Origin of the sequence: Legionella impletisoli (genome assembly GCF_900639875.1) — a bacterium.
GTDB classification, from domain to species: Bacteria; Pseudomonadota; Gammaproteobacteria; order Legionellales; family Legionellaceae; genus Legionella_A; species Legionella_A impletisoli.
This window is the reverse complement of record NZ_CAAAIA010000008.1, coordinates 138,430-153,858: the sequence shown is the minus strand read 5'-3', so window position 1 is coordinate 153,858 and position 15,429 is coordinate 138,430. Positions and strand designations below refer to the sequence as shown.

The window sequence follows — 15,429 nt, the reverse complement described above, 5'->3', positions numbered from 1 at the left end:
ATTTATTAGAACGATATGACCCAGGAGAACTTAAACAAATGCTTCGCCAAATAATAGGAGAAGCATTTGTGTAGATACCTATGGCTTAAAGCACAGCAGGTAGGGGCTTATGTTTACAACCTATCGCCAAGGCTTAACCGGAACTCCCTTCGCCATCTCCTACGTGCTGCGGCTTTGACCGCAGCATCCATTGGTTTTGAGGCTTCTAGCATGGATGCTGTGCTTAAAGCACAGCAAGTAGGCGTATGTTTACAACCTATCGCCAAGGCTTAACCGGAACTCCCTTCGCCATCTCCTACGTGCTGCGGCTTTGACCGCAGCATCCATTGGTTTTGAGGCTTCTAGCATGGATGCTGTGCTTAAAGCACAGCAAGTAGGGCTTATGTTTACGACTCTATCGCCAAAGCTTAACCGGAACTCCCTTCGCCATCTCCTACGTGCTGCAGCTTTGACCGCAGCATCCATTCGTTTTGAGGCTTCTAGCATGGATCCTGCGGTCAAAGCCGCAGGACGTTGAAATATCCCTGAACCCTGAACCCTGATACCTGAACCCTAAATTTTCTGTTATGATATGACCTTTTAGTTCTAAAGGACTATAACATGCTACCCGGACTCTTTGATCAATATGCGAATCAAATCCAAACCTTGTCGCTTTTATTGCTGTTAATTAACGCCGTATTGCATGTGATTTTCGCCGGTGCTGTGGCGAGAGATGCCGGAATTTTATATAAAATTGGTCAGCGACCTGCGTTAGTTTCTGCCTTCACCTGGGCGTTTGCAACACTGCTTGGCGGTGTCTTTGTAGCTGCCATTTATTGGTTCATTCACCATTCTAACTTGACCAGACCGATCCCCAGTGAGGCCGACCATGAACGTTCCTAATATCCCAACGATTAGCGTGCACCAACTCAAACAATTAATGGAAAGTAATCCCGCCTTGTGTTTAATCGATGTACGAGAAGATCATGAATGGCAAGACATTCGAATTCCAGGAGCAATTCATGTTCCAAAAGATCGGGTAAGCCTTAAAATTCCCTCTCTTGTTGACCCATCACAACCCATTTATTTGCATTGCCGCAGTGGCGTGCGCTCTCTTTTTGCAGCAGGTTGCTTACTTGAAATTGGCTACCAAGAAGTTTATTCGGTTGATGGGGGAATTCTTCATTGGGAATTAAGCGGATATCCTGTTGTAAAAGCCAACTTTTAACTTACTTTAGAAAGGCGGTCTGAACGAGTCTGGCCAAGTAGGGTGACGTTTTGACCCGAGTCCCCGACCTGGGTTATTCTGGCTCAATTTTTACCTCCGAAGTCAGGTTTGGCTTGCGTTGACAGGGTATTATAGAGATAATCGCCCCAAAACGATCAAACATCAGGTACACTATGGAACAACTTGGACAATTCATTATAAACCACTGGGCTTTATGGTCTGCTTTAATCATTATTTTGATTTTAATTTTTATTAATGAATGGATGAGTCAAAAAAGCCGTGCCAAAGAATTAACTCCGGCTGGAGCTGTCCACCTAATGAACCATCAAGATGCCACGGTTATTGATACTCGCGATGCAGAAGCCTTTAAATCAGGGCATATTATCAATGCAACTCGCGCCAACTCTGAAGACTTTGACAAAGAGCGTTTTAAAAAGCTTAAGCAAAAACCCATCATTCTAGTTTGTGCTCGAGGTTTGCAATCTTCAGCGTTAGCCACTAAATTACGTGAAAAAGGCTATGAGCAGGTTACGGTTTTATCTGGTGGAATGGCCGCATGGGAAGCTGCTAATTTGCCCGTAGTGAAAGGCAAGTGATTCTTCAATAACCCACACTATCAAAAGGATAATAATAATATGAATGATCAACAAGCGAACAACCCACAACAAAACCAAGAAGCGCAATTCATGATTCAGCGGATCTACGTTAAAGATTTGTCTTTTGAAACCACCAATACCCCGCAGGTTTTTCAGCAAAAATGGCAACCAGAACTTTCTCTAGATTTAAATACGCAACATACCAAGTTAGAAGACAATGTATTTGAAGTAACGTTAACGGTTACAGCCACCGTGAAAAACCAAGATACAACTGCTTTTTTAGTTGAGGTTACCCAAGCGGGTATTTTTACAATTCAAGGCGCACCAAGTGAACAATTAGAACACTTATTAGGAAGCTTCTGTCCTAATATTTTATTCCCCTATGCGCGTGAAGCCATCACGGCAGAAGTTATTCGTGGCAGCTTCCCCCAGTTAGTTTTAGCACCGATTAATTTTGATGCGTTGTATATCCAACAGCAAGAAGAAAAGCGAAAGGCTGCAGAAGAAAAGTCCGAAGAAAAAACACATTAATGATTAGGATCTGTTGAAGCACATGAAACAAACAACCGTCGCCATTTTGGGGGCAGGATCATGGGGAACCGCTGTGGCAATTCACTTAGCACACAGCGGTCACCGCGTTTTGCTTTGGGGACACAATCCTGATACTATGGCAGAAATGCAGCAGCAACGGTGCAACGTGCGCTATCTTCCAGGAATTCATTTTCCTGAAAACTTAATGGCTACATCAAACCTTGAAGAAGCCGTTCAACAGACGAAGGAGCTCATTCTTGCTGTGCCTTCCCATGCATTCCGAGAGCTTCTTGCAAAACTCCCCAAACCCACTTCTGGACTGGCTTGGTTGACCAAAGGTATTGATCCTAAGACGCGTGCTTTATTAAGCGAACTGGTGCACGAGCAATGGGAGAATTGTCCTATAGCTGTTATTTCTGGACCTTCTTTTGCAAAGGAGGTTGCTCAATTACTACCCACCGCCTTAGTCGTAGCCGGGAAAAACACGCCGTATGTTAAACGACTCTGTCATGTTCTTCACCATCGTAATATTCGTGTGTATCAAAGCGACGATGTAATTGGGGTACAGATTTGCGGCGCGGTTAAAAATGTGTTAGCCATTGCCTGTGGAATTAGTGATGGTTTAAATTATGGTGCAAACGCAAAAGCGGCACTTATCACTCGTGGTTTGGCTGAAATGAGCCGACTGGGAATTAGCCTTGGAGCGCAGGCAGAAACATTCATGGGGCTCGCTGGTGTCGGCGACTTAGTGCTTACCTGCACGGACGATCAATCTCGTAATCGCCGATTTGGGTTGCAACTGGGTCAAGGAGCTAATTTAAGAGCCGCCGAAGCGGCCATTGGCCAAGTGGTGGAAGGAAAGCATAACGCTGCACAAGTGGTTGCGCTCGCAAAAGAACAAGGCATTGAGATGCCGATTTGTCACGAGGTTAATGCGATCATTCAAGGTAAAACGAGTGCTGAAAAAGCCGTTGGCGATTTAATGAGTCGCCCACCAAAAGCGGAATAACTATTTTACCATTCTAGCCACGCGCGTAAGCAAGTGTTATAAATTTAGGATGCTCTCTGCAGGTCACGACTCAATAAATTTGGCTATACATCAACTAACATTACTTCGCTTTTTTCAATTGGCTGCGCTAAAAACAATTCCCCGACTTGTTGAAAGCGTTTAATGGAATCGGTCACCAGATATTGCGTTGAGCCTGCCTTATTAGCTGAATTTAAAAGTCTTTTTTCTGCTAACAACTGATTTAAAGCCTCGGCTGTGGATTCAGCAGAATCAACAATTTCAACTTGTGAGGGCAGTATAGCTCTAAGTAAGGGTTTAAATACAGGGAAATGCGTACAGCCTAATACGATGGTATCTTCGTTCTGAAACCCATCTAAGTAATGATTAAGTACCGATTGGGCTATGGAATTATCCACCATGCCTTCTTCCGCTAGTGCCACAAGTAGGCTACACGCTCGGCTTTGAATCGTGGCTTTAGGAAGTGCTTTCACAATCACATTATCATAAGCCTTGGCAGCAATGGTTGTTTCAGTGGCTAATACCCCAATGTGGTGATTTTTAGTAGCACGAATCGCAGCCGTTGCCCCGGGTGATATGACCCCAAGTACGGGCATATCGGGCAAGATACTTTGTAAATGGGGTAAGGCGGCCGTAGTGGCTGTATTGCAAGCAATCACCAACGCTTTAATCCCTTGCTCCACCAAAACCTTTGCCATCTGAACGGCGTATTGTTGAACAGTCGCACGACTTTTAGTCCCATAAGGTAAACGCGCAGTATCGCCTAAATAGATAAACGATTCTTGGGGTAAAGCCTTTTTTAAAGCCCGAAGGACAGTAAGCCCCCCCATGCCCGAGTCAAATACCCCAATTGGCGATTGTTTTTGTTCCATGATGGCCTTTTATTTTTGTTATCGTTTTATCTTGTATTATTTCGGTTGTGGAGCACGTTCATCCACATCGAGTGTCTCATCTGACTTAATTCCTATACCCACTTTCTCAGTTGGATTCGTAGCTCTTAAATCTTCTAACTTCCCTTTTATTTGCCTCTGAACCGCTTGAGCCTTTGTATATTCAGAATATACCTCGGTTCTACTACCTAAGGGTTTAATAAGATTTTCTTCGATAAATTTTTTATTAGAAGTTAGTAATCCAGGTTTCACCCCTGGGGTATCTACAATAATCATGTCCTTAGTGAACCCAGGTATTCTTTTTTCTTCAGCTACTAGAAGAAGTGCTGCATAAAGTTTTTTGACCATCCTAATATCTTTCCCACCAACCGCGATAGGGTTTTTAGGATCCGGCGTATAATTTGCTAACATCATACTAGCTTGCTTAAGCGCTACTCTGGCTTGATCTTCATCTGCTAAAGGCTCTGAATAATCAAATACGTCGCCGTTGCTATTTTGTACTAGTAGTCCAGTTCTTGCTCTAACGTTGCCTTCCTGGTCTTTATAACCGGGAAATTTAATCGAAGAACGAATAACATGATCTTCTTCTAGTTTCACACCAATAAAAGTAGCTTTGGGTTGAGTTTGTTTAACAACCGCCCTTAGAGCTCGATCTGGATAGGGATCTTGGGTAATTCCCTCACGAGATTCTGATAATTTAACCACCTCATTGGTAAAACCAAGAGTATCTTTTCTTCCCGCTATATGCGCCTCCATAATAATGTTGGCATAACGCTGGGTGGTACTTGATGCTTGATCTTCAGATGAAGCCACTGGAGAAGTTGTTGTCTCTTGTTCAGAGGAAGATGTTTCCAATTCGTCATCACCCCCACTCATTTCTACCGTATCTGCCGAAGCATCATGATGGTCTTCTAAAACTTCATCGGAAATAAGAGTCGATAAAGATTTCTCTAATTGTTCTAAATTATCTTTAGCATCTATAATTTTTTGCTCATCACTGATTTCAATAACCCGAATGTGTTTAGAAAGCCGCTCTAAGCTCTGTCTTTGCGTCTCTAATTTTGCTTGTAATGCTCGACGTGCAGCTTCGTCCATCTGATCTAAATCCACGTCTTCATATAGGCGATTTATTTCTTCTGCAAGAGATACTGCCGTTTCGGTAATTAAAGACTCTTTATTTGTTATGCTTGCTTCAAAAGTAACTCTTTGACGACCAACGGAAGCACGTTTAACGATTAAATCCTCGGATGTTTCCCGCAATTGGTCAATCGCGCTGTCAATTGCTTGTAGACGAGCGGGAAGGGAGTCTTTTAATTCAATTGCGGTAATAAGCTGCTCTTGTGTTAGTCCTTCTTCAGAAAGAAGCTTTAGTTGTATATCCATTTCATCATCAATTGATATCAAATCATCACTTATTATTTTCTTGTTGATATTTTCTGAAATGAATTGCTTAAAGGACTCGGGTTCTACTTTAATATCGGTTGCAAATTGCGCTGTTTCCTCATCAGTCATCTCTTGTAAAATACGAAAAATATTTTCTTCAGAATTAATTCGCTCTTGCAAGCTTAAAAGATCCTTAAGAGACATCCGATCTATAGCATCTTGAACTGTTTTTTCAACAATAACTTGCTTGGCTAAGCCACGAATTGAATCTATTTGCGAAGGATCAATTTTTGGTTTTACATAGTATTCAACAACCGCCCCATAGCGATCTTTATTTTCGAACGCAGTCTTGTAGTCAAAAGAAGGGTCTTCCTTTTCTCCTAAAAAAGTTGAATTCAATTCATCAGGAGTTAAATCACTCATGCCTAAGCGAATTCGTTCAAGCACCGCATCTCTTCGAATTTTTTTAAAATCATCCCGCGTTAAAGCTTCTGGACTGAACTCATCCTCGAATAATCCTCCATCTCTCAGCGTCCTAAAATTATCGGCATCAATATTTTTATAGTCAGCAACTTTAGTACTAATAATCGCATCAAGCGCTTCAGTATATGTGGGCATGTCAACCTCTAAATCGATTCTTTAAATTCATTATAGTTAAAAAACGTTAACAAAATATTAAGTTTTTGATGATTTTTTTATTACACCAACAGGAAGCGGAAGTTTTTTTGGATTTCATTGAGGTCAAATTTGTTTAAATACAATGAAAAGCTCATCCAAGCGCTTAGGGCGGATAAATCTCTAAATTGCGGCGGTAGGTATAAAGGGTCTTCTAAGAGACCGTGGTCTTTTAATTCACTAAGGAGCGGTAAATCATCGAGCACGAGCTTGCCTGTAAATAATAAGGGGATGGCTTCAATGCGATGCTGGCTGATAGCAAAGCGAATGAAATTGTAGATGAGTACAAACCCTTTAGCATAGGATAAATCCTTGGTGAATGGACCGCCGGTGGGTGTGCTGCCGCGAAAAATTCGAACGGTTTGATTATAACTGTCGTCTTCTTCAAAGCCGCATTCAAGAAAATAATGATAAATATCCAAGAAATTAGCCCCATGCGTGACTTTATCCAATGCGATGACTCGATTGGTGATTTTTCGTAAACGACCAGGATATGAAGAAAACGTGATCACTTCTGTTAATACCGCAAGGCCTTCTTGAATCACGCTGCACGATGGTGACCCCTTGGAGAGAAAAAAACAATACGGCTGCATTGCACCATTTAAGGTCGTACCCACGTGAACCCACCCTTCATGCACTTCCAAGTATTTTAAATCCCGTTCACTAAACATAACTTGTTGATTGAGTTTAATAGTATCGGCACCCGCTGAAGCATCGGCAATCATGTCATCGCTGACGGTAACGGTCATTTTATCGCCGTGTTTGCTGAAAAAAGCACTGAGTCTAGGTTGTAAAATGGCTTGTGCTTCTTCTGCCGTGTATCGCTTTTCATCTGCTTCCGATTGTAATTTCACATCGAGCATGGTTAACACATCAAAGAGCAAAGAGCCTAGTTCAGATAAACGTGGGCCATCTACATAAAAAGCATCATCTGGGCTTCCATATAACTCCATCGCCACTTCACAAAAAGTGGAGGTTCCACGGGCTTCTAGCATTTGGATGGCACGAATGTATTCGTCGCATTGACGTTTGATTAAACGAGTTATAGGAGAATATTGACCGAGTTGATTCTGGGCATCCCGTAGAATGCCTCGAAACTCATCTTTTTTTTCATCCGGATTATAGGGTAAGGCATGTTTTTGATAATAGGCTTCATCCACAGCGGGAAGTTTTTTCCCTTTGTGTTTGAAAAAATCTCGCCTGATTTCATCGTCCCATTTAATGGCATCCAGAATCCGAATATTGCTTTGCGCTTCCACAATGCGTCTGGACAATTCTTGAATGACCGCATATTCTGTTTCAAGCTCTGCCATTTTCCTCCTCATCATTGTGGCGGCTGAATGCTAACCCTAGGGTTCTTAGGCGCAGGCGGTAAATCATAAAAGCCGCTTATGTTGGTGCCTGTTAACGGTGGGGGTATCACCAATTCAGGCCCATTATGGCTTTGTAAATATTTCTCTTCGCCATTACTAGTATAATAGGACGAGCAGGAAGAAATTAACAGAGGTGTTAACAGGAAGATTCTAATTTTTCGCACAAATTACCTCGAACAAATGATAGCAATTTCAAAAGCTTAAGTTTAAAAAACTAAGCCCGCTCCTTCTACTTCTTTATAGAAAGATAACGGTCTTCGAGCCCTGGGTCCTGCGGTCAAGCCGCAGGACGTAGGCTAAGTTTAGACTAAATCGCAGGACCTAGGATAAATTTAAATTAAATCAAAGTCTTAGACTAAATCATACACTTAGGCTAATCAAAGACAACATTAAGAACGTAAACTCAATCAAAACTTAGGGTAAATTTAGATTAGGTCCAAAACCTAGGCTAAATCAAAAAGTCTAGGCCAATTGTAATGCTTTTAATGTCGCTTCTAAAGTTTGATGATGCACTTTTGATAATGGGGTTAACGGGAGTCTAATTTCATCTCCTATCAAACCCATTTTATTCAACGCCCACTTCGTAGGTATTGGATTTGATTCTAAAAACAGTTGCTCATGCAAGGGCATTAGTTGCTCATTAATGCGTAAACATTGAGCCTTCTCCCCATCATGAGCTGCATCGCATAATTTAGCCATTAACTTTGGTGCAACGTTCGCTGTCACGGAAATAACCCCTTTCGCTCCAGAAAGAAGCCATTGTGCCGCGGTAGGATCATCCCCACTGTATACATCCAATCGATTATCACATCTTTCTAAAATGGCTTGTAAACGCTCAAGCTTACCGGTGGCTTCTTTAATGCCAATAATATTTGAAATCTCAGATAATCTTGCAACGGTTTCAGGTAGAAGATCAGAAGCCGTTCGAGAAGGAACATTATATAAAATAATCGGTAAGGCGGCTCGTTCGGCTATGTAATGATAGTGTTGATAAAGCCCTTCTTGCGTTGGCTTGATATAAGCAGGTGTCATAATTAAGGCCGCATCCACGCCAAGCTCCATAGCGTCTACCGTTAATTGAAGACACGCTTTCGTCGCATTCATGGCGGTTCCTGCAATGACAGGTATTCGCTCTCTTGCTTGTTCGACCACGGTTTTTATCACCAAGAGTTTTTCATCATGATTAAGCGTTCCGGACTCACCTGTTGTTCCTGCGGCTACTAGAGCGTGAGTGCCTGCATCAATATGAAACTCAACCAATTCACGCAGAGTTTCTACGTCCACTTGATCATCCTTAAACGGCGTAACTAACGCCACCATACTGCCTTTAAACATAAGCGCCTCGTGAGTTCGAAGAATGGTTTTGACAATACTAATCGCACTGGTCGAGTTTAACAAGCTTTCTACAAAGCGCCGAAACATGAAAAATTCTTTGACTTCAATTTTTCATATAGTGGTTGAAGCGTTCTGATGGGAGTCCTGTTGACGAATGGATGCCCCGGACAAGCCGTGGCAGGTAGGGAGGAAGTGTCGTGACAGGTAGGAATAAGGTGCCGTGGTAGGTAGGGATAAGGTGTCGTGGCAGGTAGGGATAAAGTGTCGTGGCAGGTAGGGATAAAGTGTTGCGGCAGGTAGGGATAAAGTGCCGTGGCAAGTAGGGAGGAAGTGTCGTGGTAGGTGGAATAAATTGAGGTAGGTTGGGCCTTGGCCCAACAAGGGGTTTCTATACACATGGAACGCAAAAATCAATCCAATATGTTCTTTTTTATTTCAAGTTTCATATTTTTTGTACTAGTATGTGTTATGAAGGACTACAATAACTCAAGAGGAATGAGCTATGAAAAAAATAATTTTATCGACTACATTATGTGGTTGTCTACTAGGACTCGGAGCTTGTACGCCCACTCAGGTGGGAACTACTGCAGGTGCCGCGGCAGGTGCTGGAATTGGCTATGCAGTTTCAGATGGTAGCGCTCTTGGTACCGTCGTTGGCGCTGGAGCTGGAGCTCTTATCGGACAACAAATCGGTCAGTCTCAAGAAAGACGCTATTACTACTATAATGGCCGATATTATTATCGTTAGTAGTAACTAAATGGATCCCGTACAAAAAGCCTCGCTTTTTTACGGGATAGCGTTTGTTTAGCGTCACAAAATCCTAAATAACTTTTCTGTTGAACTCTCGATAGTTAAGACATATTTGCGGGCGTAAGTTATCGCCCGCAACGTTAAAATCGTATTAAAACTTATCAAAATCATCTTTTTCAATGGTTAAATCCGTATCCGTACCCCCCCCACCTTCTTCGGATAAGCGAATCTTTAGACGCACGTTATTTTTCGAATCAGCGTAACGAATAGCATTTTCTTCTGAAATTTTGCCGGCTTTGTATAAATCAAATAGAGCTTGATCAAACGTTTGCATGCCTTGTTCGCGCCCTTTTTCCATAGCTTCTTTAATTTCTTCTATTTTTCCTTTTTCAATTAAATCAGAGATATAAGGCGTGTTAAGCAATATTTCAACCGCAGGCACGCGTTTATCTTCTTTACCCGGAATGAGTCGCAATGAGACAATGGCACGTAAATTTAAAGATAAATCCAATAGAAGTTGCCTTTTAGCGTCTTCTGGAAAAAAGTTAATGATGCGATCCATGGTTTGGTTCGCGTTGTTTGCATGCAACGTAGACAAACAAAGATGTCCTGTTTCAGAATAGGCAATCGCATGCTTCATGGTTTCACGGTCTCTGATTTCACCGATTAATATGGCATCAGGGGCTTCGCGCATGGCATTTTTTAGCGCATTGTCGTAACTAAGGGTATCAATGCCTACCTCACGTTGATCCACCACCGATTGTTTATGTTCATGGACATATTCGATGGGGTCTTCTATGGTCAATATATGACCACACTGATTTGCATTTCGGTAATCTATCATCGCAGCCAACGTTGTTGATTTCCCAGAGCCAGTAGCTCCTACTACGAGAATTAAACCACGCTGCTCCATGACGATCGTGCTCAATATGGAAGGTAAATTAAGCGCCTCAAGGGATGGGATTGTTTCTTTTAAATACCGAATGACAATTGCAACATCGCCTCGTTGACGAAAAAGATTTACCCGATAACGTCCTACATTTTCAATTGAAAGAGCAAGGTTTAGCTCCATTTCTGCACTAAATTCTTTTTGCTGAGCATCGGTTAATATTGACTGTGCAATTTCAGATATTTGTTCTGATTTTAAAGGAGCTTTACCCACAGGTGATGTCACGCCTTCAATTTTAATGTGGGGAGGTGCCCCGACACTAAAGAATAAATCGGAAGCACCGCGATCTGCCATAAGTTTTAAAAAAGGTATGATATCCATCGTGATAACCTATTTTTTTATTTTATTTAAGTGTAGATAATGTAGGGTCTACTGACAATTTTTCGTTATTTTTACAGTTAAAATAGTTCGCATTCGAACAAAAATGTCTTTCATGGTCTAAAATAATACATTATGGAAACTTAACTGGTGATTGAACGTGTAAGTTGTCTCTTAATTTCACCATGGATGCTTAAGGACGATGCTGTCAGACACAAGGAGGTGTCGGAAATTAGGAGGCAGCTACACGCTCAATCACCAGTTTAAATATTGCGCATAAAAGAAGCATAAGGACATCATAATATGACGGAACAAAAAGACGAAGCGTTAACCATAAACCATCCTCGACTCCTCTCAGCAATCTATTTTGCTTTGCTGGCTGTGATTGCCAATATTGTGGTGGATTCCATTCTATATTCCATAGGTGTACAGCAGTTGCTTCCTTTTTTTCAAGCGTTGATCTTAGCTGCCGTGATTGCTGGTGCATTTGGTGCATTATTCGGTAAGCCTATAATTCATTGCCCTAAACCCTATAAGACAAAAGTTTTCCTTTGGGGATTTTTAATGGTAATTACCGCCCTTCCTGTCCATACGTTGGGATTTTTATATTTCTTCTCAGGAACTCAGCCCCATTTGTTTGATGGCGCAAGTCTAATGGATTTAATTGAAATGTATTTGCTGGTACTCTTTTACAGCTTTATACTCATTGGATTCTGGCTGGGATTATTAGCAGGGGCTGCCGCAATCTATTTAAGAGGAAGACTGGCTTATCATATGTTAAATGCATTGTATGTCACTCGAAAGCCTACGGCTGATAAAGAGAAAGTGGTTAAACCTAAAACTGCGAAATACGGTCAAGCAACGATAACAACTAATAATCATTCGAATCATACATGACCATCATAACACTATCTGAAGAAACCTTGTTGCATCAACTCATGCAACAAGGCGCAATTGTTATTACGCCAAATAAACGCTTAAGCAATCAACTGCTCACCGATTTTTTTTCTCAAAGCACTGAAGCGGTGGTGGATAAGCCTGTATGCCTTCCGTATTCTTCATTTTTGCATCATCTTTATAAAAAGTTGATTCACAACAAACCGTTTATCAATCATCCAATCGTCTTAACACCCATTCAAGAATATGCCTTATGGCGTAAGGTCTTAATACAAGATGATACGTTCTCTGAAGGCTTATTGCAGGAAATTCAAAGCGCCTGGTCCACTTGTCGCCAATGGCAAATTGCCATCGATCATGCTGATTTTTCAAAAACACCACAAACTCAGCAGTTTCGACGCTGGCAAGAACAGTTTCAGGAGCTATTAACGAAACATTACGCCATAACTCAAGACCAACTCGTGAATTACATACTAAAACATCTCGATGTAATTCCAGTCCGACCGCTGATTTGGGTCTGTTTTAATGAGTTTACCCCAGAGCAAAAGGCTTTGCAGGAAGCCTTATTGGCCAGATCATCTAAGCAATATCATTTTGAACGCTTCAAAGAATCACAAAGCACCCTGCATTATCCAGCAAAAGATGAGCAAGATGAAGAAGAGCAGATGCTAGCCTGGGTCAAATCAAGATTGGACGCTGGCGATAAACGTATAGGTATCGTTGATCCTGCGCTTCAAACCCAATCCCAACGCCTTAAACGCTTAATTCAGCGTCGAATTCCTAATGTTCCTTTTAATATTTCATTAGGCGAGCCATTGACCAATCATCCATTAGTCGCACATGCTTTGCACTGGATTCAGCTTACTTTAAATCAGTTAAGTAATGAAACTGCACGCTTACTGTTGCTATCTCCTTATTTGCGCGGCTCCAAAAGCGAGTTTTTAAAGCGCGCGGAGTATTTGCAAAATAATAAGCTATTGAAAGAAAGTGTCATTTCGTTTGAGCTCTTTTTAAATAGCTTACGAGAGGATCTTCCTTTATTATTCGAGAGTTTAACCGATATAGAACCCTACCCGAAGAACGCCACACCAAGAGAATGGATAGATTATTTTAAGCGACGATTAATCAAGTTTGGTTTTCCAGGGGAGTACTCGCTTAACTCAGCATGTTATCAATACTTACAACGGCTGGAAGGGATATTTGAAGAATTTTTACAATTAACTGCCGTAACCGACTATTTATCCGAAGCCGATGCATTGGCTTGTCTATTACGCTTAGCTAGAACAACTATTTTTCAAATCAAACAACCCACCTCGTCCGTACAAGTGCTTGGTTTATTAGAAGCGTCGGGTTGTCGCTTTGACAGCGTTTGGGTTTGTGGGGTAAACGATCAAACATTACCTCAAAAAACAAGGCTTTCGGCGTTTATACCGATTGAATTGCAGCGTCGCCTTAACATGCCAAAATCACTTCCCGAAAAGGAACTAAAACTCGCGGTTGCAACCCTTAACCAGCTTAGAAATGGCTCAAAGCACAGTGTGTTTAGTTACGCATGCCTCTTAGGTGATACGCCTGCTTTACCGAGCCCTTTAATTCGTGAATTACCTTTATATGAGCCTACACGCATTGTTAGAGAATCGATTATAAAACGTGTGTTACGCGAAGAAATTTATTCCCTCCCACTCTTGTCCAATGAACTCTTTTCAGGCGGAACCGCGGTCTTGGGCAATCAAGCCAAATGCCCTTTTCGCGCGTTTGCTGCTCATAGGCTGCATGCCAAAGCCTCACAAAGTATAACCGCCGGACCCGATGCCAGTGAACGAGGCCAAATGCTTCATAAAATTATGGAAAAAATCTGGCAACGATTTGGTAATCAAAAAACGCTCTTAACTTTATCTTCTGAAGCTTTAGAGACTGAAATCGAAAAAGTCATTGAAGAAACCGTAGGACGTTATACCGAGTTTCGATTTATTTCATTTCCATCATTCTTAAAACAAATCGAACATCATCGCTTAAAAACACTTATTCAAGCTTGTTTAGATTGGGAAAAGGAACGCCCAGCCTTTGCGGTAAAAGCCATAGAACAAACTTATACCATCGAGCTTGCTGGAATTCCTTTAACCCTACGAGTTGACCGTTTAGACCAAGTTGGCCCTCATACTTGGGTGATTGATTATAAAACAACCCTTCCAACCAATAAGCCCTGGAATTCTGACCGTCCAGAAGAGCCGCAAATGCTATTGTATGCACTATTAGACGACCAGATTAACACCTTGCTATTCTTACAATTAAAAGCGGGTAAGTTATCCTTAAGCGGCCTTAGCGCAGAACATACCGACTTAAGTGGAATCAAATCCCTTAAATCGGACCAAAGCTGGCATGAAATGAGAGGGGTTTGGCGCGAACAACTAAGTCTTTTGGCTGAAGAATTTCGAGAAGGCTATTGCCCACCCAAGCCCACACGCGCTAGCATTTGCCAACAATGTGATTTTCCTAATTTATGTCGAGCGGAGCTACAACCTCTATGAACATTTTAATCGCTGGTGGTACTGGATTAATTGGAACCGAACTTGTTAACTCCTTATTGCCAACTCATGAGATTACCGTTTTGACTCGCCAAAAAAATCACGTAACCCAAACATTTGGGGATCGTGTCACCCCTTGCACTTGGGATGAACTCGCCACATTAGATGCTCTTTCTTTTGATGCAGTAATCAATCTAGCTGGACATAATATTGCCGACTCAAGGTGGACTGAAAATACAAAACAATTGATTATTGATTCGCGGGTTAACACCAATGCATTATTAATAAACTGGCTTATTGAATCCCAGGCAAAACCGCATTTTTACTCAGCGAACGCCGTTGGTATTTATGGGGCGCAAGAAGGAGATGATCTAAAAACGTTTGATGAAGAAACGCCCATTCCTTTTGATAAACCCATCGATTTTTTAAGTGAAGTGGGAATTTTATGGCAGCAATCTCTGGAACCTGCTATTCAATACGGAATGCCCGTAACCATCACTCGCTTTGGTGTTGTATTAAAGCAAGGAAATGGGATGCTCGGAAAACTCGCTCCCACATTCAAATTAGGCCTAGGAAGCATTATCAGCGATGGTAAACAAGTTATTTCTTGGGTGCATATAGATGATGTTGTTCGCGGTTATCATTTTTTATTAAATAATCCTAATTTAGTGGGCCCTTTTAACCTAACCTCCCCTAATCCCGTATCTCAGCGGGAATTTGCTAAAACGTTCGCCCATGTTTTACATCGACCGCTTTTTTTAAAAACACCCGCTTTCGTCATTCGCACGCTTTTTGGAGAAATGGGTGAATACTTAATTAATCGCGGACAACGAGTCGTACCAAAACGCCTGCTTGAAGCAGGCTTTGAATTTAAATACCCGACCATTCAACAAGCGCTAGAAGAAGAATACCCTCATTAACTCCTAGCTCTGCGACTTAACGTCTATCCTTTTCAGTATAAATCTGGTATGA

Annotated in this window: 16 protein-coding genes; 11 read left to right on the top strand and 5 right to left on the bottom strand. The window is 41.8% G+C overall.

What is annotated here, in order from left to right; all coding sequences use genetic code 11:
• Nucleotides 1-66: 66 nt before the first annotated feature.
• From E1O41_RS09875 to E1O41_RS09850, 7 genes are all read left to right on the top strand, one after another.
• Entirely contained in the window at nt 67-273 is a 207-nt protein-coding gene (locus E1O41_RS09875) for a hypothetical protein (protein ID WP_131777160.1), read from the top strand.
• 37 nt (nt 274-310) lie between these two features.
• Nucleotides 311-517: a hypothetical protein gene (locus tag E1O41_RS11795; protein ID WP_165481170.1), complete on the top strand. Its 207-nt coding sequence runs from the start codon at nt 311-313 to the stop codon at nt 515-517.
• 83 nt (nt 518-600) lie between these two features.
• Nucleotides 601-882 carry a hypothetical protein gene (locus E1O41_RS09870; RefSeq protein ID WP_131777159.1) on the top strand — a complete coding sequence of 94 codons (282 nt, stop codon included), beginning with the start codon at nt 601-603 and terminating at the stop codon, nt 880-882.
• Nucleotides 869-1,207, top strand: coding sequence for a rhodanese-like domain-containing protein (locus tag E1O41_RS09865; protein WP_131777158.1), 339 nt, complete (start codon nt 869-871; stop codon nt 1,205-1,207). Before E1O41_RS09870 ends, E1O41_RS09865 begins: the two co-directional genes overlap by 14 nt.
• A gap of 173 nt (nt 1,208-1,380) precedes the next feature.
• Nucleotides 1,381-1,803, top strand: coding sequence for a rhodanese-like domain-containing protein (locus E1O41_RS09860; protein WP_131777157.1), 423 nt, complete (start codon nt 1,381-1,383; stop codon nt 1,801-1,803).
• 39 nt (nt 1,804-1,842) lie between these two features.
• Nucleotides 1,843-2,334 (top strand): protein-export chaperone SecB, encoded by a 492-nt coding sequence (gene secB / locus E1O41_RS09855; protein WP_131777156.1) that lies wholly within the window; start codon nt 1,843-1,845, stop codon nt 2,332-2,334.
• 22 nt (nt 2,335-2,356) lie between these two features.
• Nucleotides 2,357-3,343 (top strand): NAD(P)H-dependent glycerol-3-phosphate dehydrogenase, encoded by a 987-nt coding sequence (locus E1O41_RS09850; RefSeq protein WP_131777155.1) that lies wholly within the window; start codon nt 2,357-2,359, stop codon nt 3,341-3,343.
• Nucleotides 3,344-3,426: 83 nt separating this feature from the next.
• Here E1O41_RS09850 and murI read toward each other — a convergent pair whose 3' ends face one another.
• The 4 genes from murI to dapA form a co-directional block, all read right to left on the bottom strand.
• Nucleotides 3,427-4,233, bottom strand: a complete 807-nt coding sequence (gene murI / locus E1O41_RS09845) for a glutamate racemase (protein ID WP_131777154.1) — start codon at nt 4,231-4,233, stop codon at nt 3,427-3,429.
• 36 nt (nt 4,234-4,269) lie between these two features.
• Nucleotides 4,270-6,252 (bottom strand): coiled-coil domain-containing protein, encoded by a 1,983-nt coding sequence (locus E1O41_RS09840; protein ID WP_131777153.1) that lies wholly within the window; start codon nt 6,250-6,252, stop codon nt 4,270-4,272.
• 80 nt (nt 6,253-6,332) lie between these two features.
• Nucleotides 6,333-7,622: a flavohemoglobin expression-modulating QEGLA motif protein gene (locus E1O41_RS09835; protein WP_131777152.1), complete on the bottom strand. Its 1,290-nt coding sequence runs from the start codon at nt 7,620-7,622 to the stop codon at nt 6,333-6,335.
• Nucleotides 7,623-8,144: 522 nt separating this feature from the next.
• Nucleotides 8,145-9,017: a 4-hydroxy-tetrahydrodipicolinate synthase gene (dapA, locus tag E1O41_RS09825; protein WP_131777169.1), complete on the bottom strand. Its 873-nt coding sequence runs from the start codon at nt 9,015-9,017 to the stop codon at nt 8,145-8,147.
• Between the two features lie 502 nt (nt 9,018-9,519).
• On the opposite strand from dapA, the gene E1O41_RS09820 reads away from it, so the two are divergent.
• Nucleotides 9,520-9,765: a glycine zipper domain-containing protein gene (locus tag E1O41_RS09820; protein WP_131777150.1), complete on the top strand. Its 246-nt coding sequence runs from the start codon at nt 9,520-9,522 to the stop codon at nt 9,763-9,765.
• Between the two features lie 154 nt (nt 9,766-9,919).
• On the opposite strand, the gene E1O41_RS09815 is transcribed toward E1O41_RS09820, so the two are convergent.
• Complete coding sequence (locus tag E1O41_RS09815; protein WP_131777149.1) at nt 9,920-11,038, bottom strand: PilT/PilU family type 4a pilus ATPase; 1,119 nt, start codon at nt 11,036-11,038, stop codon at nt 9,920-9,922.
• A 300-nt stretch (nt 11,039-11,338) separates the two neighbouring features.
• On the opposite strand from E1O41_RS09815, the gene E1O41_RS11790 reads away from it, so the two are divergent.
• The 3 genes from E1O41_RS11790 to E1O41_RS09800 are packed head-to-tail and all read left to right on the top strand — an operon-like array spanning nt 11,339 to nt 15,377.
• The gene (locus tag E1O41_RS11790) at nt 11,339-11,932 is read left to right on the top strand and encodes a hypothetical protein (RefSeq protein WP_165481169.1); all 594 of its coding nucleotides are present in this window, start codon (nt 11,339-11,341) and stop codon (nt 11,930-11,932) included.
• Nucleotides 11,929-14,460: a PD-(D/E)XK nuclease family protein gene (locus E1O41_RS09805; RefSeq protein WP_131777148.1), complete on the top strand. Its 2,532-nt coding sequence runs from the start codon at nt 11,929-11,931 to the stop codon at nt 14,458-14,460. The genes E1O41_RS11790 and E1O41_RS09805 overlap by 4 nt, the downstream gene beginning before the upstream one ends.
• A complete protein-coding gene (locus tag E1O41_RS09800) occupies nt 14,457-15,377 on the top strand; it encodes a TIGR01777 family oxidoreductase (RefSeq protein WP_131777147.1) in 921 nt (306 codons plus the stop codon). The genes E1O41_RS09805 and E1O41_RS09800 overlap by 4 nt, the downstream gene beginning before the upstream one ends.
• The last annotated feature ends 52 nt before the right edge of the window (nt 15,378-15,429 follow it).